The following is a 19,612-nucleotide window of genomic DNA, read 5'->3' on the forward strand; positions in this document are numbered from 1 at the left end:
AAAAACTTGGAATGAATTGAAATAAATATAGTGTTTATTAATTTTCAATAGTATATTCCATCAAAGGTAGTAGACGATCTTCGAAAACGGTAGACGGTGTTTCTCCAATTTGCTTAGCCCCCATTTTTTCATAAAAGCCTTTTGCATGAGGTAAGATTTAACGGTAGAATCTATCGCCAGTCTAAACTTGGAGTTAATGTTGTTGATGTCCGCCTGATTAGTGATAAATCCTTGATCATCGATTTCACAAAACCGTCCTATTGGTTTTATTTATGCCATTGAATCCTCCGTTCGTAAAAAATGAACTTCATTCTTCCATTTCATTTAGCTTTTCGCCTGCTTACCATTCTAACACCACACTTAATGAAAAAAACGAACAAACTCCAAAGAATACTCTAAAATTGACAAGTCCATTACAATTGTATATCCTCTGATAATTTTAACAGCTAATTTAAAGAACATCGACTATATGGAACTAATCGGAGGCAGCAATTACGACAAATATAGAATAAATGAGAGAGAAACTGTCGTCTGTAAATCCTTAGGGCAATTAATATATAGTAAGCATTGATTTATATTTTAATTTCAATATGGTATAATTCGCTTAAGATTAGAATAAAACTAAAAAAGACCACAGCTACCAACTGTGGTCCTAGATAATCGGTTCCCCCAGAGGGATCGGCTATCCTTGTTAGGAGTAGACCTCACCTAATCACTTAGCGGGTAAATAGGGAGGTCTATTTTTTGTTGATCAAAGAAATGATCAATGCGAGTAATGCAATCAAGAAGGTACCAAAACCAATCAGTACCATAAAACTCTCATACATACCCATAGGCATCACCCCCTTTCAATGGGGTTAGCCGACCGCTCCCTAAAAGAACATTATCTTACTAGATTATATCATAGAACAACCATTAAAGAACAATCGTTCGCCATTAAAAAAGCCTTAGAACAGCTTCATGTTTCAGCTAACGAAAGCATATTTGTTGGGGATCATCCGGAGAATGATGTAAAAGCTGCTCAGCATATAGGTATGACAGGTGTTTGGAAAAAAGATGTGCAGTGGGGTAACGCCGAAGCAGACTTCATCATTGATGATTTGACAGAATTACCTAATATCGTTGAAAAGCTAAATGAACTAAATTGGTAATTGCTGAACATATATAGCGAAAATCACCTGAATGAAATAGTCATATTGTATTCCGTTCATGTAGAAGAGGGACAAGGTTCCTGTCTCCTGTCCCCTTGTCCCCTACAAAACCAACTGATCCCTCCAGCTAATCAGGTCATTTTTTTCTTTTAAACTTATCGTTTGGTTTTCCACAAGTACTTCGATTAAACGATCAAAGTCAGTGATAGTTTGAACACGATAACCCTCTTCATTAAAGCTCGTCTTTGTCTTCGGTAATCCATAGCTAAATATGGCAAAGACACCTAGAACTTCTGCCTTTTCTTGCTGCAACGCGTCTGCAACTTTGATGCTGGATCCTCCAGTTGAGATCAAGTCCTCGATAACGATGCTCTTTTGTCCCTTTGTAATTGCCCCTTCGATTTGGTTCTTCTTACCGTGTGCCTTTGCTGATGACCGAACATAGACCATTGGTAGATGGAGCTTTTGTGCTACCCATGCAGCATGTGGTATCCCTGCTGTTGCACATCCCGCAATTACGTCTGGCTTTTCATCTAATTGTTTAATCATGGTCACAAAGGCGTCCGCGATTTTTTCACGAATGTCAGGATAGGACATTGTTAATCGATTGTCACAATAAATAGGAGATTTTATTCCAGATGTCCATGTGAAGGAATGGTCTGTTTTAATTTGAACCGCTCCAATGCGGTGTAAATCAGCTGCAATTTTTTGTTCAACTGACATGGTTCCACTCCTTTTCCGCTTGTTGGTAGGCTTCTTTCGGATCCTGGGATTTCGTTACACTTCTGCCGATAACGATCGCATCTGTTCCTATTTCTCTAGCATATGTTGGCGTAGCTACCCGCTTTTGATCCTGATGACTAGACTTTTCTAAACGTATTCCTGGTGTCACGGTTAAAAAATCAGATCCACAAGTTTCTTTGATTTGAGTAACCTCATGTACGGAGCAAACGACTCCGTCTGCCCCACTTTCCTGTGAAAGTTTAGCCAGATGGGTAACGGTTGTTGATAGCTCATGTCGTATTAATAGATCTTCTCGAAGTACGTTTTCGTCCATTGATGTCAAAACGGTTACAGCAATTAACTTGGGAACGTTACCGTTAACAGCACCTTCCTCCAAGCCTTCTTTTGCTGCCATGATCATCTCCTTGCCTCCAAGTGCATGCACATTGACCAGGTCAACACCTAAACTTGCTATGTTTCGCAGCGCATGTCTCACCGTTGTAGGAATATCGTGAAGCTTTAAATCCAGGAAAATAGCATGATCGTTTCGTTTTAGTTTTTTGATAATGGCGGGGCCTTCTCGGTAAAAAAGCTCCATACCAACCTTTACTGGAGCTCCTTCTAAGTTATTTGTCGTGAGAAAGTGCTCTGTTTCCTCCCAATTCGGAAAATCAAGTGCGAGATAAATAGGATGATTCATGGGGATGCCCCTTTCCGATACAATCTTCTACTGATGTGAATCCATATTTTTCTAGCGCTTGAGGTAGAGCTTCTATGATTTCAGGGCATACGAATGGATTTTGAAAATTAGCCGTTCCAACTGCTACTGCAGAAGCTCCTGCTAATAAAAATTCTACGACATCCTCTGCTGTTGTAACTCCTCCCATTCCGATAATTGGAATGGAAACGTGCTGTTTTACTTCATAAATCATTCGGATCGCGATCGGCTTGATAGCGGGTCCGGATAAGCCGCCTGTTTGGTTCGCTAAAAGAGGACGTTTGGATGGTAGGTGTATTTGCATGCCTGTTAGCGTATTGATCATAGAAAGACCATCTGATCCAGCTTCTGCAACTGCCTTTGCCATTGCAACGATATTACTTACATTCGGTGATAGTTTTACATACAAAGGAACCTTACTTACTTCTTTCACCTTGTAGGTCACTTCGCGAGCAAGATCAGGATCGGTACCAAATTGTATGCCACCTTCTTTTACATTAGGACAGGATATATTTAATTCCAGAGCATGAACGAGTTCTGACTCAGAAAGTTTCCTTGCAACATGAACATACTCCTCGACACTACTCCCAGCCACATTCGCAACCACTGGTACATCGAATGATTGTAAAAAAGGAAGCTCCTCATCAATAATGGTGGCAACCCCAGGGTTTTGGAGGCCAATGGCATTTAGCATACCTGAAGCTGTTTCCGCTACCCTTGGCGTTTGATTCCCATACCGTTTTTCCTGTGTGGCAGCTTTTATAATGATCGCACCTAGTTGATGTAAATCGTATAGCTCGCTAAATTCCCGCCCGAATCCAAAGCATCCTGACGCTGGCATGATCGGATTTTTCAAGGATAATCCCGGTAAATCAACACGTAGAGACATCATAGCACCACCTCTTCTGCCTTAAACACAGGGCCATCTTTACATATCTTCCGGAACCCTTCTCCATCTGCTATTGGGACAACACATGCATAGCATGCGCCGATTCCACAGCCCATCCGTTCCTCGATGGAGATGTAGCCTTTTTGACCTTTTAACTGATGGGTAACCGCTTTTAACATCCCAGTTGGACCACAAGTAAAATAGGAACCAAAGTCCGAGACAGGTGGAACAACATCCGTCACAAACCCTTTATGACCATAGCTCCCATCATTCGTTACGATCTGTACACCCCCTAGTAGGGAGAATTCTTTTTCATAAAATACATGTTCCTTCGTTTGAAAACCTAGAATGGAAGTAACCTCTATACCTTGTTCACGAAGTCGTTTTGCAAGGTAGTACAGTGGAGGAACGCCTATTCCACCTCCAATTAACAAAGCTTTTTGAATGGCTAGATCCTCTACTGGATAACCCTGTCCGCAGCCTATTAGTACGTCTAACTCATCACCTACTTGACAGTGACTCAATTCGTTTGTCCCGCCACCGATCACTTTAAAGATAATCGTAAGCGTGTTCTGAATAGGGTCAACGTCTGCTATCGAGATGGGTCTTCGTAACATGTGTGCGGAGCCATTCCCTATTCTGATATGGGCAAACTGACCTGGTGTTGGAATAACGTTCATTTCTTCTACTGTCAGCTCCATCTCATACGTATCCTTCGCAATCTTCCTTTTATCGGCCAAAACAGCTTGTGCTTTTTTCATGGTGCGAGCACAGCCTCTCTTTTTACAATTGGACTTGCTGAAAAGGTAGTTGTTTCAATCACATTTGCGATCGCTTGAGCGGTATCGAGACTCGTCAAACAAGCGATTCCATGTTCGACTGCCTCACGTCTGATTCGAAATCCATCTGATCTTGGCTGTTTTCCACTCGTTATCGTGTTGACGACAAATTGAACGCGTCCATTTTCGATAATCGATAGGACATTTTCACCGTCTGAACCAATTTTTCCAACCATTGTTACGGAAATTCCAGCTTCTGTTAAATAAGCCGCTGTTCCTGCGGTTGCATAAAGCTGAAAACCAAGCTGATCAAATTTCTTTGCAATATCTAAGCATTCTTGTTTATCTTTGTCTGCAACAGTAAGTAACACCGAACCTTCTTGAGGTATCGATAACCCCGAAGCAATCAGTCCCTTATAAAGCGCTTTTTCCAACGTTTTATCATGTCCGATAGCTTCACCAGTCGACTTCATCTCTGGGCCTAAGATCGTATCAACACTACGTAACTTTTCAAACGAGAATACTGGTACTTTAACCGATACGTACTCCTGCTCTGGTAAAACACCCTTGGCATAGCCTAGGTCTGTTAAGGATTCACCTAAGATACTTCTGGTCGCTAAATTCGCCATCGTAACGCCAGTTATTTTGCTAAGGAATGGGATGGTGCGACTTGCTCTTGGATTTACCTCTAAAACAAACACTTCATCTTGGTGGATGACAAACTGGATATTGATTAATCCTTTCACTTGAAGGCGTGTAGCAATTTTCATTGTCGCGTCTACACATTGTTGCTTCGCTTTTTCACTAATTCTTTGGGTTGGATAGACGGCAATCGAATCACCCGAATGGACGCCAGCCCGCTCTATATGCTCCATAATTCCTGGAATAACCGTTGTTTTTCCATCGCTAATGGCATCTACTTCCACTTCAATACCAGTCAAGTACTTATCGATTAGAATGGGGTGCTCATTATGCGTCTTGCTCGTTTTCTTTAAATAGCCTTGTAGTTCGACTTCCGTATAAATGATCTCCATTTGACTACCTCCGATCACATACGAAGGTCGAACCAATACCGGATACCCAATTTCCTTGGCAGTCTGAATCGCCTGATCTAAGTGGTGCACACTTCTACCTTGTGGCTGGGGAATATTTAATTCGTTTAAAAGGTTTTCAAATTTGTCCCGATTTTCCGCCAAGTCGATTGCTTCTAGTGATGTTCCAAGAATGGTAACGCCTCGTCTTTCTAGACCCTCTGCTAGATTAATAGCCGTTTGTCCTCCGAATTGAACGATGACTCCAAGCGGTTTTTCGGTTTCAATAACGTGCATAACATCTTCTAATGTTAGTGGTTCAAAATAAAGTTTGTCAGAGACGCTAAAATCTGTTGAAACCGTTTCTGGATTACTATTCATAATAATCGCTTCATAACCAGCCTCTTTAATAGCTAGAACCGAATGGACCGTGGCATAATCGAATTCAATCCCTTGCCCAATCCTAATTGGACCAGAACCGATCACAAGAACTTTTTCTCTATCAGAACGAATCGATTCGTTTTCCTCCTCGTAGCTACTATAGAAATAAGGGGTTTCCGATTCGAATTCAGCTGCACACGTGTCCACCATTTTGTAAACAGGTAACAAACGATGTTCTTTTCGTATGTTATAGACTTCATCTACCGATTTTCCCCATAACCGAGCGATGTGGGCATCGGAAAATCCAGTGTGTTTTGCTTTGGTCAATGTCTCGATCGAGTTTATGTTAGTGGCAATCTCACCTTCTATTTCGATAATGTTACTCCATTTATTAAGGAAATAGTAATCAATTTTCGTCCAGTCGTATAATTGTTCGACCGTGATTCCTCTTCTTAATGCTTCCGCTAAAATAAACAACCGTTCATCATCCGGATGTTTGAGTCTCTCTTCTACTTCCGTATCTGTCAGCTCTGACAAGTGATTTAGCCAAAGCTCCTCTGTCTTAATATCCAATGAACGGATGCCTTTCAACAGAGACTCTTCAAATGTCCGGCCAATTGCCATTACTTCTCCCGTTGCCTTCATTTGTGTTCCTAGCTTACGATTCCCAGATGAAAATTTATCAAACGGAAAACGAGGTAGCTTCGTCACGACGTAATCTAACGCAGGTTCAAAGCATGCATACGTTTTACCAGTTATCGGGTTCATGATTTCATCGAGTGATAATCCTACCGCTATTTTCGCTGCAATTTTAGCAATCGGGTAGCCTGTTGCTTTTGAAGCAAGTGCAGAAGAACGGCTCACTCTTGGATTTACTTCAATAATGTAGTACTGAAAGCTATGTTGGTCTAGGGCCAATTGGACATTACACCCTCCTTCGATTTTTAATGCTCGAATAATTTTTAACGAAGCATTTCGAAGGAGCTGGTATTCTCGATCACTTAATGTTTGAGACGGGGCTGTAACGATCGAATCTCCGGTATGAATCCCAACAGGATCAATATTCTCCATGTTACAAACAACAATCGCTTGATCCTTTTTGTCTCGCATTACCTCATATTCGATTTCTTTGAATCCTGCAATGTTTTTTTCGATTAAGCATTGACTAACTGGTGAGAGGGAAAGACCATTTCGGGTTATTTCCAATAATTCCGCTTCACTATAACACATCCCACCACCTGTTCCACCAAGTGTGTAAGCTGGTCGAACAATCACGGGGTAGCCTATTTTTTCTGTAAATGCTTGTGCTTGATCCACCGTATTTACAATCGCACTGTCGGGGACAGGCTCTTGTAGTTCATGCATGAGATCCCTAAACTTTTCTCTATCCTCTGCCTGTTGAATTGCGTCTAAGGATGTACCTAATAATTCGATGTTGTATGTGGTTAATATGCCCGTGGCTTCTAATTGAACCGCCATGTTAAGGCCTGTTTGCCCACCTAATGTTGGTAAAACCGCATCTGGACGTTCTTTCCGAATGATCTTTTGTAAAAACTCGACACTTAGTGGCTCCATGTAGACAACATCTGCAACGGTATGGTCTGTCATGATCGTAGCAGGGTTGGAATTCGCCAAAATGACCGTATATCCTTCTTCTTTTAGTGCCTGACATGCTTGGGTACCAGAGTAATCAAATTCTGCTGCTTGACCGATGACAATTGGGCCTGAGCCAATCACTAATATTTTATTTATATCTGTACGCTTAGGCATGCTGTTTCCCCCTTGTTGATAGATTGGAAGGTTTCGATCATAGATAGAAACTGGTCAAACAAATGGTTGGTATCTTCTGGCCCTGGTGAACTTTCAGGGTGGTATTGTACAGAGAAAGCTGGATGAATGTTGTGCCTTATTCCTTCTACCGTTCCATCGTTTAAAGCAATTTGTGTTAAAACTAAATCTGTTTTTACAAGTGAAGCTTCTTTTACTGCATACCCATGGTTTTGAGACGTCATATACGTTTTGTCTACTTCTAAATCTTTGACAGGATGGTTAGAACCACGGTGTCCGAATTTCATTTTTTCTGTATCCGCACCACTTGCAAGTGCAAGAAGCTGATGCCCCAAACAAATACCAAAGACCGGTATCTCCCCTAGTAATTGCTGAACCATATCAATTGCTTCTGGAACGTCTTTCGGATCCCCTGGGCCGTTTGTCAGCATAACGCCATCAGGATTTAATCGTTTTATTTGATCAGCTGAATAGTGGTGTGGAACTACCGTGACATGACAATTTCGCTTCGTTAGTTCCCTAAGAATTCCGTGCTTCATCCCAAAATCAACTAGCACGATGCGGTACCCTCGTCCAGGTACAACATATGGGTTGGCGGTAGACACCATTTCGATTTGATTCCGTAATACAGGAATTTGTTCGAATATGGCTGAATGATCTTGTTCATCTGAACCTACTTCGGTTAAAATCCCCCTCAATGTGCCGTGCTGTCTAATTTTCTTTGTTAATTTTCTTGTGTCTATTCCGTATATTCCTGGAATATCATGTGCCTTCATAAATAAGTCAAGGCTTTCTTCACTTCGAAAATTAGATGGATCATAACATAGCTCCTTTACGATTAATCCGTAAATGGAAGGCGTTATCGTTTCGAAATCGTCACGGTTTATTCCGTAATTTCCGATTAACGGGTACGTCATCGTCACAATTTGTCCGCAATAAGATGGATCAGATAAAATTTCTTGATAACCTGTCATCCCAGTATTAAACACTACTTCACCTATTGAGCTGTCTCTACTTCCAAATGCATTTCCGACAAATGTTGTCCCATCCTCAAGCACGAGTTTTCGTTTTTCCATGTGCTGCCTCCTCAAAAACGATTTTTCCTTCAACTATCGTTAGGACTGGGATTCCTTCTACGTCCCAATCATGAAACGGTGTGTTTTTTCCTTTTGATAAAAAGGTTTGTGTATCGATTTTTTCTCTTTTTGATAGGTTGATAACCGTTATATCTGCTGCTGCCCCTTTTGTTAATGCTCCGTAAGGCATATTAAACACTTGTGCAGGTTTGATCGTAAGGAAATCCACTAATTGTTGGAGCGTTAATTTTTCGGTTTTTACAAGGTGCGTATACAGTAACGAGAAAGCTGTTTCTAATCCAACAATACCGAATGGGGCAAGCTTTAGTCCTTGGTTTTTTTCCTCTTCGGTATGTGGTGCATGGTCAGTGGCGATGAAATCGATGGTGCCATCTACTAACCCTTCCAATAATGCTTGTTGATCTGTTTTTGACCGAAGTGGCGGATTCATTTTTACATTTCCATCATCAGATTGGATGGCCGTTTCGTTTAGCAACAAGTGATGTGGTGTTACCTCAGCTGTCACGTGGATTCCTGCACGTTTCGCGTCTCTTATTACCCTGACAGATTCTTTTGTGCTAACGTGACAGACATGATAATGACAGCCTGTTGCTTCTGCTAATAACACGTCTCTTGCAATTTGAACGGATTCACAAATCGATGGAATACCTGGTACACCAAGACGTTCACTTGTCGCTCCTTCGTGGATCACCCCATTGTGTATCAAGGTGTTTTCCTCACAATGGGCAACAATTGGTAGGTTGGCTGCTTTAGCCTGCTTCATCGCTTGGAGCATTTGGTCGGCCGATTGAACTCCTACTCCATCATCTGTTAAAGCAAAAACTCCCGCTTCCTTTAATGCAACTGCATCCGTTAATTCTTTTCCTAGTAACCGTTTTGTAATCGAACCATATGGCAGCACTCTTATGGAGGCTGTTTCTTTGATTTTTTCATATATACTTTCGACAACTGTAACATCCTCAGGAACTGGTCTTGTATTCGGCATAGCACAAATGGTTGTGTATCCCCCTCGTGCCGCTGCCTTTGTTCCTGTTTCAATCGTTTCCTTTGCCTCCCCACCTGGCTCACGAAGATGAACATGGACATCAACAAACCCTGGTGTGATCAAATTCCCATGACAATTAATCGTTTCTGCCTCACCTTGACGTTCAACGGTGTCTCCTATTTCTTGGATTACTCCATTTTCGATCCTTATCTCACATGATTGTAACCGATTATCGACTAATCGCACTGCGTTTATTAAAATTGTCTGCAACATGAGTCCCCCTATCCTCTAGTAACTGGCTAATAATGGCCATCCTGACAGCAACACCATTTCTCATTTGCTTAAATATCCTAGAACGTTCACATTCTACAAGAGAATCATCAATTTCCACTCCTCTATTGACTGGTGCTGGGTGCAAAATAATCGCATGATTCTTCATTCTGCTTTCCCTTTCTATTGTTAAACCATAGGATGTGAGGTAGTCATCACTATTTCTACTCTGGATACTGTCATGCCTCTCGTGCTGAATTCGGAGCAGCATGACGACGTCACACATCTCTACTGCTTCATCCATACTTACATATGAAAAGGGTAAGGATTCATCCTGCCAGCTTTCCTGGGCTGACAAACACACTTCTGCTCCAAGTGTTTGTAATGCATATGCATTTGATCGAGCCACTCTGCTATGCTTGATATCACCAATAATCGCTACTTTGAGACCGTTAAATCGATGAAATTCTTGATAGATAGTAAGGAGGTCCAGCATAGATTGGGTTGGATGCTCTCCCTTACCGTCTCCTGCATTAATCAACGGAACCGTTATCCCATTCTTTAGTTGTTCCAAAACATTCTCCATTGGGTGTCGAATGACTAATATCGAGGCACCAATTGCTTCTAACGTTTTTGCCGTGTCATAAAGCGATTCACCTTTTTGTACACTCGAGCTTTCTTGAGAAAAATCTAACACTTCCATTCCTAATCTGCGTTCTGCTACAGTAAAGCTCATTTTCGTTCTTGTACTTGGTTCAAAGAAAAGATTTGCCACAAAGAGTGGGGTTTCTCTCGATACAATTTTTGTTCGTTCCACTTGATCCGCTCGTTTTAGCAGCTTGATTATTTCATGTTCAGACAGATTTTTCATTGATAGAAAATGCTCCATATCTCATCATCCTCCTTTTATAAAGTGAAACTTCATTCAGTGGGGGGTTACTACCCGTTAACTTGCGATAAAAGGTATAAAAAAACTCTTTGCGAAGAGGTCGCAAAGAGGTAGACGTGTAGAAAAGGTACACGTATCCTATAGGCGACCTTTGGAACCTCTCTGGATTCCTTTTAAAGGTCTGTAATTTATTTTTCGTAAATACTAACTTCATCAGATTGATCCGTTTCATTTAACTGAACAGTAATCACTTCATCCTGTGACGTAGGAACGTTTTTTCCGACATAATCAGCTCGAATCGGCAGCTCCCGATGTCCTCGGTCGATTAAAACAGCGAGCTGAATACTTGATGGTCTTCCTTGATCTACAATTGCATCCATTGCGGCTCTTACAGTTCTTCCTGTAAATAAAACATCATCGACTAAAATTAGCTTTTTTCCTTCAATCGAATCTTCAATATGGGTTTTATTTATTTTTGGTTCCTTTCGATCATCTACTGTTGAGAGATCATCCCGGTACAAGGTAATGTCTAATTCCCCAGTTGGAACCTCTACCCCTTCAATTTGAACGATTTTATCTTTTAAGCGTTTTGCAAGTGGCACTCCCCTTGTTTTAATACCGACAAGGATCAAATCGTTAACCCCTTTATTTCTTTCAAGAATTTCGTGGGCAATTCGGGTTAATGCACGTTGAATAGCTGCTTGATCTAAAACAGTTGCTTTTTTCTGCAATGTTCACCCTCCGATTCTATTCCCATTATAAAACCCCTTTTCTCCATGAAGAAAAAAGGGGTTGGATATACGTATAACCAGTTTTATCCGCTTCCTTCTCAGCCTCACGGGACTGTCTTAAAGGTTCTTATTATTTCTGTTTATTATTCCAAAAAAAGTCGACTATGTCAACACATTTTACGCAAATTATCCAATTCTTCCTCTAAGGTTGCTGGCAATTTCTCATGAAAGGACATCCATTCTCCTGTAGCAGGGTGGGTAAATCCAAGTGTTGAGGCGTGAAGTGCTTGTCCTTCAAGATCAAGCGTTTTTCTCGGGCCATATTTAGGATCACCCGCAATCGGATGGCCAATGTAATGCATGTGTACGCGAATTTGATGTGTCCGACCCGTTTCCAATACACATTGCACAAACGTAAATCCATCAAATTTCTCTTTCACTTCAAAATGTGTGACAGCGGCTCTTCCACCTTCTACAACCGCCATTTTCTGTCGGTCCTTTGGATCCCTCCCGATCGGAGCGTCAATCGTTCCATATTCGTGGGAAATGGAACCATGAACAAGTGCTAAATATTTTCTTTCCACTTTTTTATCCTTTAATTGCGATGCAAGTAAAGCGTGTGCGTGGTCATTTTTTGCTACTACTAAAAGTCCACTTGTATCTTTATCAATTCGATGAACGATTCCAGGTCTAATCGTTCCATTTATACCTGAGAGGTCCTGGCAATGATACAACAATGCATTGACAAGTGTCCCACTCATATGTCCCGCCGATGGATGCACGACCATTCCTTTTGGCTTGGATACGATCAATACATCACTATCTTCATACAATATATGAAGTGGGATGTTTTCAGCTTCTACTTTTAACGGTTTTGGATCAGGGATATTCCATGTAATAACATCACCCGGTTGACATTTGAAATTGCTTTTTATGTGTTCACCATTCACCATGACATAATCATTTTCAATCCATTGCTGCGCTTGCGATCTAGAAGCATCGTCATTTATTTTCGCCAATAGTTTATCGATTCGAAGGCCTTTTTCATTTGCCTCAACTTGATGACTCTGTTCTGTCATGGTCTTTATCTTCCTTTCTTCTTCCGTTCATCTAAAAATGTTGCAATAAGGATAAGAATAACACCGACAACAAGGGATGAATCGGAAACATTAAAGATTGGATAATTGTAAGAGCCAATGTATACGTCAAAAAAATCAACGACTTCTTTTCGAAACAATCGGTCGATAAAGTTTCCGATTGCTCCACCTAGGACAAATCCTAGTCCAACACCCATTAACTTACTTTCCTTTGCATATTGTTTCATATAATACATGACAATGATTATTACAATCGTCGTGATAATGTAAAAAAACATCATTCGACCTTGTAAAATACCCCAAGCAGCACCTTGATTTCGATGGGATGTAATATAAAAGAAATTTTCTATTACTGGAATACTTTCTCCAAGCTCCATCGACTTGACAACGTACCATTTTGACAGTTGATCGATTGCAATCATGACAATTGCTATTATGTAGTAAATATATAGCACATATTTCTCCTCCGATCTTTCTCAAATGCCCTAATTATGAAATAACCATCAACATTACTCCTTAGCATTTTACCATAAAACGAATACAAGTATAACTAATTCTAAAATTGTCGGCCAACATGTAAGAAGGATCCCTCCCGCAAACACGGTTGGGATCCTTTTCAGCTTCTCTTCATAAAACATGAACAAACAACTTACCCTTGATAATGTTTTGTAACAATAGTAGCACAACGTGAACAGAGTTCTGGATACTGGTCATCTGAACCAACTGTTTCTGAGGCTACCCAGCAACGCTCACATCGCTTGCCTGGATGTTTTTCAACTAAAACGGAGACGTGATCGTATGTCTTGGCATCTGTTAGGTCGTCGCTTACTTCCGTTTCAGAAACAATTAACAGTTGATGCAAATGGCCGATATTGTTAAGCAATTCCTTCGTAGCTGTATCCTTAGGTGCGATCGTTACCTTTGCTTCTAATGATTTTCCGATAACTTTTTCGGCTCTTGCTTCTTCTAGTGCCTTCAGTATGTCGTCACGAACCTCCATAAACTGATCCCACTTATTTTTTAGGTTTTCACTACCTTCCACTTCCCTTGGTGTAGGCATATCCGTAAGCTGTGCATTTTCTGCCTCTCTACCAGGGATATATTGCCACACCTCTTCTGCAGTATGAGGAAGAAGTGGAGAAAGTAGTTTCACTAAAGCATTTAAGATTTCATAGTAAACCGTTTGGATACTACGACGTCTAGGATGATCTTCACTTTCAATGTAAAGAATATCCTTGGCAAAATCTAAATAGAAGGAACTTAATTCGATTGAGCAAAAGTTATGAATCGAGTGGTAGACAGTAGAAAATTCATAACGATCATATGCAGAAAGAGCTTTCTTCACCAACTCCTGAAGCTTAACAAGCATATAACGATCCACTTCCTGTAAATCTTCTTCTGCTACCGTGTTCTGTTTTGGATCAAAATCATGCAGATTCCCGAGCATAAACCTGAACGTATTCCTGATTTTGCGATATCCTTCAGAGGTCTGTTTGATAATATCATCCGAGATTCTAACATCGGACTGGTAATCAACCGATGCAACCCACAAACGTAAAATGTCTGCTCCATATTGCTTCATGATTTTAGATGGAACGACAACATTTCCTACAGATTTACTCATCTTGCGCCCTTCTCCATCCAAAGCAAATCCATGACTGATAATCGTCTCGTATGGTGCCTTCCCTGTAACAGCAACCGCTGTCGACATGGAGGAGTTAAACCAACCCCGATATTGATCTGATCCCTCTAAATAGATGTCTGCTGGCCGTTGTAATTCCGGTCGCTCTTGTAATACTGCTTCATGTGAGGAGCCGGAATCAAACCATACATCCATAATATCCATTTCTTTTGTAAATGTACCGTGTGGACTATGTTCAGATGTGAATCCTTCTGGCAATAAGTCTGTTGCCTCCCACTCAAACCATACATTTGAACCGTGCTTACGAAATAGATCAGACACATGCTGGATCGTTTCATCTGTTATAATTGGCGTCTTATCTTCTCCATAAAATACAGGAATCGGGACTCCCCATGTACGTTGCCGTGAAATGCACCAGTCTTCACGGTCGCGTACCATGTTAAATAATCTTGTTTCACCCCAGTTAGGGAGCCAGTTTATACGCTTAATTTCCTTTAGAATGTCTTCACGAAAGTCCTTAATCGACGCAAACCATTGGTCCGTTGCCCGGAAAATAGTTGGCTTTTTAGTTCTCCAATCATGTGGGTAGGAGTGTGTAATAAACTGCAATTTAAGTAATGCTCCGACTTCTTCCAGCTTTTCTGTAATCATTTTATTCGCTTTATCATAAAATTCGCCTTCAAAGCCTGGTGCATCGCTTGTGAATTTACCTTTTTCATCTACAGGACAAAGTACATCTAATCCGTATTGTTTACCAACATAGAAGTCGTCTTCCCCGTGTCCTGGTGCGGTATGCACACACCCAGTACCACTTTCTGTTGTAACGTGATCACCTAATACAATCAACGAATCACGATCATAAAATGGGTGCTTTGCTACAACGCGATCTGCTTCGTGTCCTTTAAAAGTCTTTACAACTGTAGGATTTTTCCAATCTAATACTTGACTTACCTCTTCCAACATATCATGAGCAATCACAAATTTATCTTCTTGTACTTGTACGACAGAATAGTCAAGACTAGGGTTTAGACTAATAGCTAGGTTAGCTGGAATCGTCCATGGTGTTGTTGTCCAAATGATAAACTTTTCATCACCGGTTAATAGTGACTTTCCATCCTTTACTTCAAACGCTACATAAATAGACGGGGACCTTTTATCTTGGTATTCAATTTCGGCTTCGGCTAAAGCTGACTCTGAGGAAGGTGACCAATAAACAGGCTTTAATCCTTTATAGATGTAGCCCTTTTTCGCCATGTCACCAAACACCTTGATTTGCGCTGCTTCATAGTCTTTTGTAAGCGTTACATATGGATTCTCCCAATCACCACGAACCCCTAGCTGTTTAAACTGAGTCCGTTGACGATCAATTTGTTCCAACGCATAGTCTGCACATTTTTGTCTAAACTCTGCAATACTCATTTTTTTACGATCGATCTTTTTTTTCTTTGTTAAAGCCGTTTCAATTGGTAGCCCGTGTGTATCCCACCCAGGCACATACGGTGCATCGTATCCTGCCATTGATTTATACCGAGCGATAAAATCTTTTAAAATTTTATTTAAGGCATGCCCCATGTGTAAATCACCATTTGCATATGGCGGGCCATCATGTAAAACAAATAACGGTCTTCCTTTTGTACGTTTTTGAACCTTATCGTACATGTTCGCCTTGTCCCATTCTTCTTGCATAACTGGTTCTTTGTTTGGCAAATTCCCACGCATTGGGAAGTCTGTTTGCGGCATTAACAACGTGTTCTTATAATCCAATTGTATAACCTCCTTATGGCTTATCGTAGTTTTAAAAATAAACGAAAAAAGCCCCTCACATCCCAAAGGGACGAGAAGGACTCGCGGTACCACCCTTATAGATTTGATCGGTCTTTGCAATGATCAAATCCACTTGCAAATTCGTAACGTGAATGAATCGTCCAATTCTACTCTATTTTCGATTGGAAGCTAAAAGGTGATTTTCTAAAAGGAAACTGTGCCAGGCTCACACCTTCCCTGACTCGCTTAAACAGTTGATTTCTTTTGTACTTTCCTTATCATCGCAAATAACATATGAACCTTGTAGGATCAAGTTTTCATTTTTTTAAGAGGATGTTCAAAAAGTCACCAAATGATAAGCGGCGCATCTCAGGCCCACACGATGTGGGTCATGCAGGCGTTGCCACAGGACGTGGCGGTCTTAGCCTGTATTCCTTAAATGGCTTGTTTTTCCGTTACTCACGTATTAAAGGCATACGTTCCGTTACTCAAAACTACGCCGCCTCGACCTGCTTGCTTCTAATTTGCCGACTTTTTGAACACGTACTTTAACTTATCTTTATGTTTAAGAATTATATGTAAAATTTCATTAAACGTCAAGACCTATGAATTGTTTTCCGCTGGCTCTTTGTCATAATCCAATTCACCGCTTATTTCTATATCAAATAATCCATCCCAATCGTCACTCTGAACCATTTCTAATTGCGCTTCCACTAGCATCTTTAAGCGGGTTCGAAACACCTTTGCTTGTTTTTTTAGTTCTTCCACTTCGATTGTAATACGCCTTGATTTATGCAGTGCTTCGTTAATAATTCGATCTGCATTCTTTTCAGCTTCTTTGATGATCAGTTTCGATTCCTTCGTTGCATTACTCTTTACTTCTTCAGCTGTCTCCTGTGCAATCAATATTGACTTATTTAACGTTGTCTCTATATTGGTAAAATGACCCAATTTCTCGGATTGTTGATCCAGTTTTTCTTTTAATTCCTTTTTTTCACGAATAACCATTTCATAATCTTTGATAACCTGATCCAAAAATTCATTTACCTCATCTTCATCATACCCTCTAAATCCTCTTGTAAACTCTTTATTGTGAATATCAAGTGGTGTTAATGGCACACCTGCCACCTCCTTGCTAATTATTCGTGTCTTATTCCTATAAACGAATTGAAAATTTTATAGAAGAATTTCATAGAACTAGTATAGAAATAGTTCGACAAAAAGGAAAGAAATCCTTCAAAAAATAGTATTTATTTTAATTTTTCGATTGTTATTTTCCACTTTTCTTTTTTCGTCATCCCATCAACTCGTGTGATTTTCCCTCTTCCTTTGCCTCTTAAGGAAAGCAGATCTCCTTCTGCTAATTTAAAGGCAGGGTCTTCTATCACACGAAAATTCACTTTCACAAGCCCTTTTTGGACAAAGGTTACTGCTTGTTGTCTAGAGATTCGAAACATTTCCTTTAGAACAACATCTAATCTTAGGGAGGATACAGTAGCATCCTGCTCAACCCAAGATTCATTTGTCACTATTTTTTCATCCAAATCCTTGTCGATAAAGGTTACCTTAGCCATTTTCACTTCATTAAAATTCATTTTAACAAAGGAAGCAATATCTGCTGTAACTACAATTTGAATGATTCCATTCCCAACCGTAATGTCCCCTATTTTTTTTCGCTTCATACCAAGGGATAAAAATGCACCGAGAACATCGCGGTGTTCTAGCTTAACAAATTTATCAGGATACTTCGCTTCCAACAACACAATTTGATAGTCTTCCTCTGTAAGTTCAACATAATAAGGAGCCAATACCGCCCGCTTTCTTTCAGCAGCATGACCGCCATATACACCCCAAACAACATCATCGCTATTACCGATGATAGAAGAAAAAATCGTTTGTTCTCTTGGATCCAAAAAATCGGTTAGCTTCGATTGATAAGACGTTTCAACAGCTTGTCTCCAGGAAAGTACTTGATCAATGAATGGATGCTCTTCTTTTCGAAAGTGCTGATATAAATCCATACATTCACCCCCTTAAAAATGGCCGTTAAAAAACTTGGCGTTAGGCCAAGTTTTTATTATCAAACCCTATAGAGGTTGTTCAAAAAGTCACCAAATGATAAGCGGCGCATCTCTTCGTTGGCTTGTTTTTCCGTTACTCACGTATTAAAAGCATACGCTCCGTTACTCAAAACAGCGCCGCCTCGACCTGCTTGCTTCTAATTTGCCGACTTTTTGAACACGCACTTATACGATCATTCTAAATAATTGTACAAGTCCACTACGAGCAAAATTTAAAACAAGAATTGCCACAATCGGCGAAATATCGATCATACCTAAAGGCGGGATAATCTTCCGAAAGGGCTCTAAAAATGGCTCGCTAATTTTCGCCAAAAACACACCGAAAGATGATTCCCTTGCTCCAGGGAACCAAGACATAAAGATATAAGCGATTAACGCATATGTATAAATCATAATTGCATAATCAAGAATTACATATAATTGGTACATTTCTATAAACCACCTCTTTTTTTCTATTCTTCGATCACTAATTCAGAAATAGAACCTGAAACATCAACATTATCAGGTGTGCAAAGAAAAGTATGCTCCCCTAACTTCTGAATGTTCCCTGCAATAGCATACACCGTCCCACTAAGAAAGTCGATTATTTGCTTGGCTTGTGCATGATCAACTCTTTGTAAGTTAATAATAACGGATCGACGGTTTACAATATGATCCGCTATTTCCTGTGCTTCACTATACGTTCTTGGCTCACAGAGTATGACTTTCGACTGTGAAGTAACACTCTTTAAGCTTACAACTTTTGAACCTAATTGGTTTTGGCTCGATCGATTATCGGAATTCTGTAGCTGCTGTTCTGCCTCTACGTATTCGTATTCATCTTCTAGTGTAAAAAACGTTTTAATTTTATTTCGTAAGCTCATTGCTTTTCACCTCAACGATTTGATTCCCCCACAAGTTTGGAGCCAATACGTACATGTGTTGCACCTTCCTCAACCGCAATTTGATAATCATTGCTCATTCCCATGGATAAATAGTTACAAGGGGCATGAGCGTAAGACTTCGATCGAATTTGGTCGCGTAGCTCTCGTAAAGAACGAAATGTTTTTCGTAAAATTGCTTCATCCTCAACAAAAGGTGCCATTGTCATTAGTCCAATTACTTCAATATTAGGATAGTTCCCTAATTGCTCGATAAAGGGTAGCACATCCTTTTTCAATAAGCCATGCTTTGTATTCTCTTCACTAATGTTAACCTGTATAAAGCAGGGCATTTTTTTTGAAGTGCGTTTCTGAATTTCTTTGGCCAAAGACAAACGATCCAAAGAATGAATCACAGCAACTTGATCAATGATCTCTTTCACTTTTCGAGATTGCAATGTCCCGATAAAATGCCATGTCGCTGTTTGAGACAATTGTTCGAATTTTTCATTAAGTCCTTCAGCACGATTTTCACCTAGATGACGTATCCCTGCATCAATTGCTTCCTTCGCTCGTTCAATTGTAACATATTTCGTCACAGCAATGATATTTACTTCTTCTGGATTACGTCCAGCTCGTTCACAAGCCTGTCTGATTTTTTCCTGTATGTCTGCTAAATTTGAAGCAACGTCCATGTATATCCCCTTCCACATAAAACGAAAATACGATATCCTCT

General features: G+C 40.3%; 19 protein-coding genes, 1 pseudogene and 1 other annotated feature. Of the genes and pseudogenes, 1 reads left to right on the forward strand and 19 read right to left on the reverse strand.

All coding sequences use genetic code 11. From position 1 onward, the window contains the following. Positions 1-37 precede the first annotated feature (37 nt). Positions 38-151 (reverse strand): annotated as a pseudogene (locus NC797_RS03950) (GNAT family N-acetyltransferase); the annotation flags it as partial. Positions 152-737: 586 nt separating this feature from the next. After that, complete coding sequence (locus NC797_RS03955; RefSeq protein ID WP_272435403.1) at positions 738-833, reverse strand: putative holin-like toxin; 96 nt, start codon at positions 831-833, stop codon at positions 738-740. Positions 834-851: 18 nt separating this feature from the next. Between NC797_RS03955 and NC797_RS03960 the strand changes: the two genes are divergently transcribed. Next, positions 852-1,151 (forward strand): HAD family hydrolase, encoded by a 300-nt coding sequence (locus tag NC797_RS03960; protein ID WP_272435404.1) that lies wholly within the window; start codon positions 852-854, stop codon positions 1,149-1,151. A gap of 102 nt (positions 1,152-1,253) precedes the next feature. Here NC797_RS03960 and pyrE read toward each other — a convergent pair whose 3' ends face one another. The 17 genes from pyrE to NC797_RS04045 all read right to left on the reverse strand — a co-directional run bounded on the left by pyrE (position 1,254) and on the right by NC797_RS04045 (position 19,571). After that, positions 1,254-1,874: an orotate phosphoribosyltransferase gene (gene pyrE / locus NC797_RS03965; RefSeq protein WP_272435405.1), complete on the reverse strand. Its 621-nt coding sequence runs from the start codon at positions 1,872-1,874 to the stop codon at positions 1,254-1,256. Further along, positions 1,864-2,574, reverse strand: coding sequence for an orotidine-5'-phosphate decarboxylase (gene pyrF / locus NC797_RS03970; RefSeq protein ID WP_272435406.1), 711 nt, complete (start codon positions 2,572-2,574; stop codon positions 1,864-1,866). The genes pyrE and pyrF overlap by 11 nt, the downstream gene beginning before the upstream one ends. After that, positions 2,546-3,481 carry a dihydroorotate dehydrogenase gene (locus NC797_RS03975; RefSeq protein WP_272435407.1) on the reverse strand — a complete coding sequence of 312 codons (936 nt, stop codon included), beginning with the start codon at positions 3,479-3,481 and terminating at the stop codon, positions 2,546-2,548. Before NC797_RS03975 ends, pyrF begins: the two co-directional genes overlap by 29 nt. Beyond that, positions 3,481-4,242: a dihydroorotate dehydrogenase electron transfer subunit gene (locus tag NC797_RS03980; protein WP_272435408.1), complete on the reverse strand. Its 762-nt coding sequence runs from the start codon at positions 4,240-4,242 to the stop codon at positions 3,481-3,483. The genes NC797_RS03975 and NC797_RS03980 overlap by 1 nt, the downstream gene beginning before the upstream one ends. Next, the gene (gene carB, locus NC797_RS03985) at positions 4,239-7,442 is read right to left on the reverse strand and encodes a carbamoyl-phosphate synthase large subunit (protein WP_272435409.1); all 3,204 of its coding nucleotides are present in this window, start codon (positions 7,440-7,442) and stop codon (positions 4,239-4,241) included. Before carB ends, NC797_RS03980 begins: the two co-directional genes overlap by 4 nt. After that, complete coding sequence (gene carA, locus NC797_RS03990) at positions 7,421-8,536, reverse strand: glutamine-hydrolyzing carbamoyl-phosphate synthase small subunit (RefSeq protein WP_272435410.1); 1,116 nt, start codon at positions 8,534-8,536, stop codon at positions 7,421-7,423. The genes carB and carA overlap by 22 nt, the downstream gene beginning before the upstream one ends. After that, positions 8,511-9,812: a dihydroorotase gene (locus tag NC797_RS03995; protein WP_272435411.1), complete on the reverse strand. Its 1,302-nt coding sequence runs from the start codon at positions 9,810-9,812 to the stop codon at positions 8,511-8,513. Before NC797_RS03995 ends, carA begins: the two co-directional genes overlap by 26 nt. Next, complete coding sequence (locus NC797_RS04000) at positions 9,772-10,701, reverse strand: aspartate carbamoyltransferase catalytic subunit (protein WP_272435412.1); 930 nt, start codon at positions 10,699-10,701, stop codon at positions 9,772-9,774. The genes NC797_RS03995 and NC797_RS04000 overlap by 41 nt, the downstream gene beginning before the upstream one ends. 188 nt (positions 10,702-10,889) lie before the next feature. Continuing rightward, a complete protein-coding gene (gene pyrR, locus NC797_RS04005; protein ID WP_272435414.1) occupies positions 10,890-11,432 on the reverse strand; it encodes a bifunctional pyr operon transcriptional regulator/uracil phosphoribosyltransferase PyrR in 543 nt (180 codons plus the stop codon). 167 nt (positions 11,433-11,599) lie between these two features. Beyond that, positions 11,600-12,511 (reverse strand): RluA family pseudouridine synthase, encoded by a 912-nt coding sequence (locus NC797_RS04010; protein WP_272435416.1) that lies wholly within the window; start codon positions 12,509-12,511, stop codon positions 11,600-11,602. A 5-nt stretch (positions 12,512-12,516) separates the two neighbouring features. Beyond that, positions 12,517-12,984, reverse strand: coding sequence for a signal peptidase II (gene lspA, locus NC797_RS04015; RefSeq protein WP_272435417.1), 468 nt, complete (start codon positions 12,982-12,984; stop codon positions 12,517-12,519). A 194-nt stretch (positions 12,985-13,178) separates the two neighbouring features. Continuing rightward, complete coding sequence (ileS, locus tag NC797_RS04020; RefSeq protein WP_272435418.1) at positions 13,179-15,935, reverse strand: isoleucine--tRNA ligase; 2,757 nt, start codon at positions 15,933-15,935, stop codon at positions 13,179-13,181. 63 nt (positions 15,936-15,998) lie between these two features. After that, positions 15,999-16,226: a binding site (T-box leader), on the reverse strand. A 312-nt stretch (positions 16,227-16,538) separates the two neighbouring features. After that, on the reverse strand, positions 16,539-17,054 hold the full coding sequence (locus tag NC797_RS04025) for a DivIVA domain-containing protein (RefSeq protein ID WP_272435419.1): 516 nt from the start codon (positions 17,052-17,054) through the stop codon (positions 16,539-16,541). A 131-nt stretch (positions 17,055-17,185) separates the two neighbouring features. Next, positions 17,186-17,956 carry a YlmH family RNA-binding protein gene (locus tag NC797_RS04030; RefSeq protein WP_272435421.1) on the reverse strand — a complete coding sequence of 257 codons (771 nt, stop codon included), beginning with the start codon at positions 17,954-17,956 and terminating at the stop codon, positions 17,186-17,188. 225 nt (positions 17,957-18,181) lie between these two features. Continuing rightward, a complete protein-coding gene (locus tag NC797_RS04035) occupies positions 18,182-18,445 on the reverse strand; it encodes a YggT family protein (protein WP_272435422.1) in 264 nt (87 codons plus the stop codon). Positions 18,446-18,468: 23 nt separating this feature from the next. Continuing rightward, on the reverse strand, positions 18,469-18,879 hold the full coding sequence (locus NC797_RS04040) for a cell division protein SepF (RefSeq protein WP_272435423.1): 411 nt from the start codon (positions 18,877-18,879) through the stop codon (positions 18,469-18,471). An 11-nt stretch (positions 18,880-18,890) separates the two neighbouring features. Further along, positions 18,891-19,571: a YggS family pyridoxal phosphate-dependent enzyme gene (locus NC797_RS04045; protein ID WP_272435424.1), complete on the reverse strand. Its 681-nt coding sequence runs from the start codon at positions 19,569-19,571 to the stop codon at positions 18,891-18,893. Between the last annotated feature and the right edge of the window lie 41 nt (positions 19,572-19,612).

It is taken from the genome of Terrihalobacillus insolitus (genome assembly GCF_028416575.1).
Classification (GTDB): domain Bacteria; phylum Bacillota; class Bacilli; order Bacillales; family Amphibacillaceae; genus Terrihalobacillus; species Terrihalobacillus insolitus.

Coding starts and splice junctions, on each gene's coding strand:
- carB (WP_272435409.1), bottom strand. CDS start 7,442: ATGCCTAAGCGTACAGATATAAATAAAATATTAGTGATTGGCTCAGGC.
- pyrF (WP_272435406.1), bottom strand. CDS start 2,574: ATGAATCATCCTATTTATCTCGCACTTGATTTTCCGAATTGGGAGGAA.
- NC797_RS04035 (WP_272435422.1), bottom strand. CDS start 18,445: ATGTACCAATTATATGTAATTCTTGATTATGCAATTATGATTTATACA.
- NC797_RS03980 (WP_272435408.1), bottom strand. CDS start 4,242: ATGAAAAAAGCACAAGCTGTTTTGGCCGATAAAAGGAAGATTGCGAAG.
- NC797_RS04030 (WP_272435421.1), bottom strand. CDS start 17,956: ATGGATTTATATCAGCACTTTCGAAAAGAAGAGCATCCATTCATTGAT.
- carA (WP_272435410.1), bottom strand. CDS start 8,536: ATGGAAAAACGAAAACTCGTGCTTGAGGATGGGACAACATTTGTCGGA.
- NC797_RS03960 (WP_272435404.1), top strand. CDS start 852: ATGGGGTTAGCCGACCGCTCCCTAAAAGAACATTATCTTACTAGATTA.
- NC797_RS04000 (WP_272435412.1), bottom strand. CDS start 10,701: ATGGAGCATTTTCTATCAATGAAAAATCTGTCTGAACATGAAATAATC.
- NC797_RS03955 (WP_272435403.1), bottom strand. CDS start 833: ATGGGTATGTATGAGAGTTTTATGGTACTGATTGGTTTTGGTACCTTC.
- NC797_RS04010 (WP_272435416.1), bottom strand. CDS start 12,511: ATGACAGAACAGAGTCATCAAGTTGAGGCAAATGAAAAAGGCCTTCGA.
- NC797_RS03975 (WP_272435407.1), bottom strand. CDS start 3,481: ATGTCTCTACGTGTTGATTTACCGGGATTATCCTTGAAAAATCCGATC.
- pyrE (WP_272435405.1), bottom strand. CDS start 1,874: ATGTCAGTTGAACAAAAAATTGCAGCTGATTTACACCGCATTGGAGCG.
- NC797_RS04045 (WP_272435424.1), bottom strand. CDS start 19,571: ATGGACGTTGCTTCAAATTTAGCAGACATACAGGAAAAAATCAGACAG.
- NC797_RS04040 (WP_272435423.1), bottom strand. CDS start 18,879: ATGAGCTTACGAAATAAAATTAAAACGTTTTTTACACTAGAAGATGAA.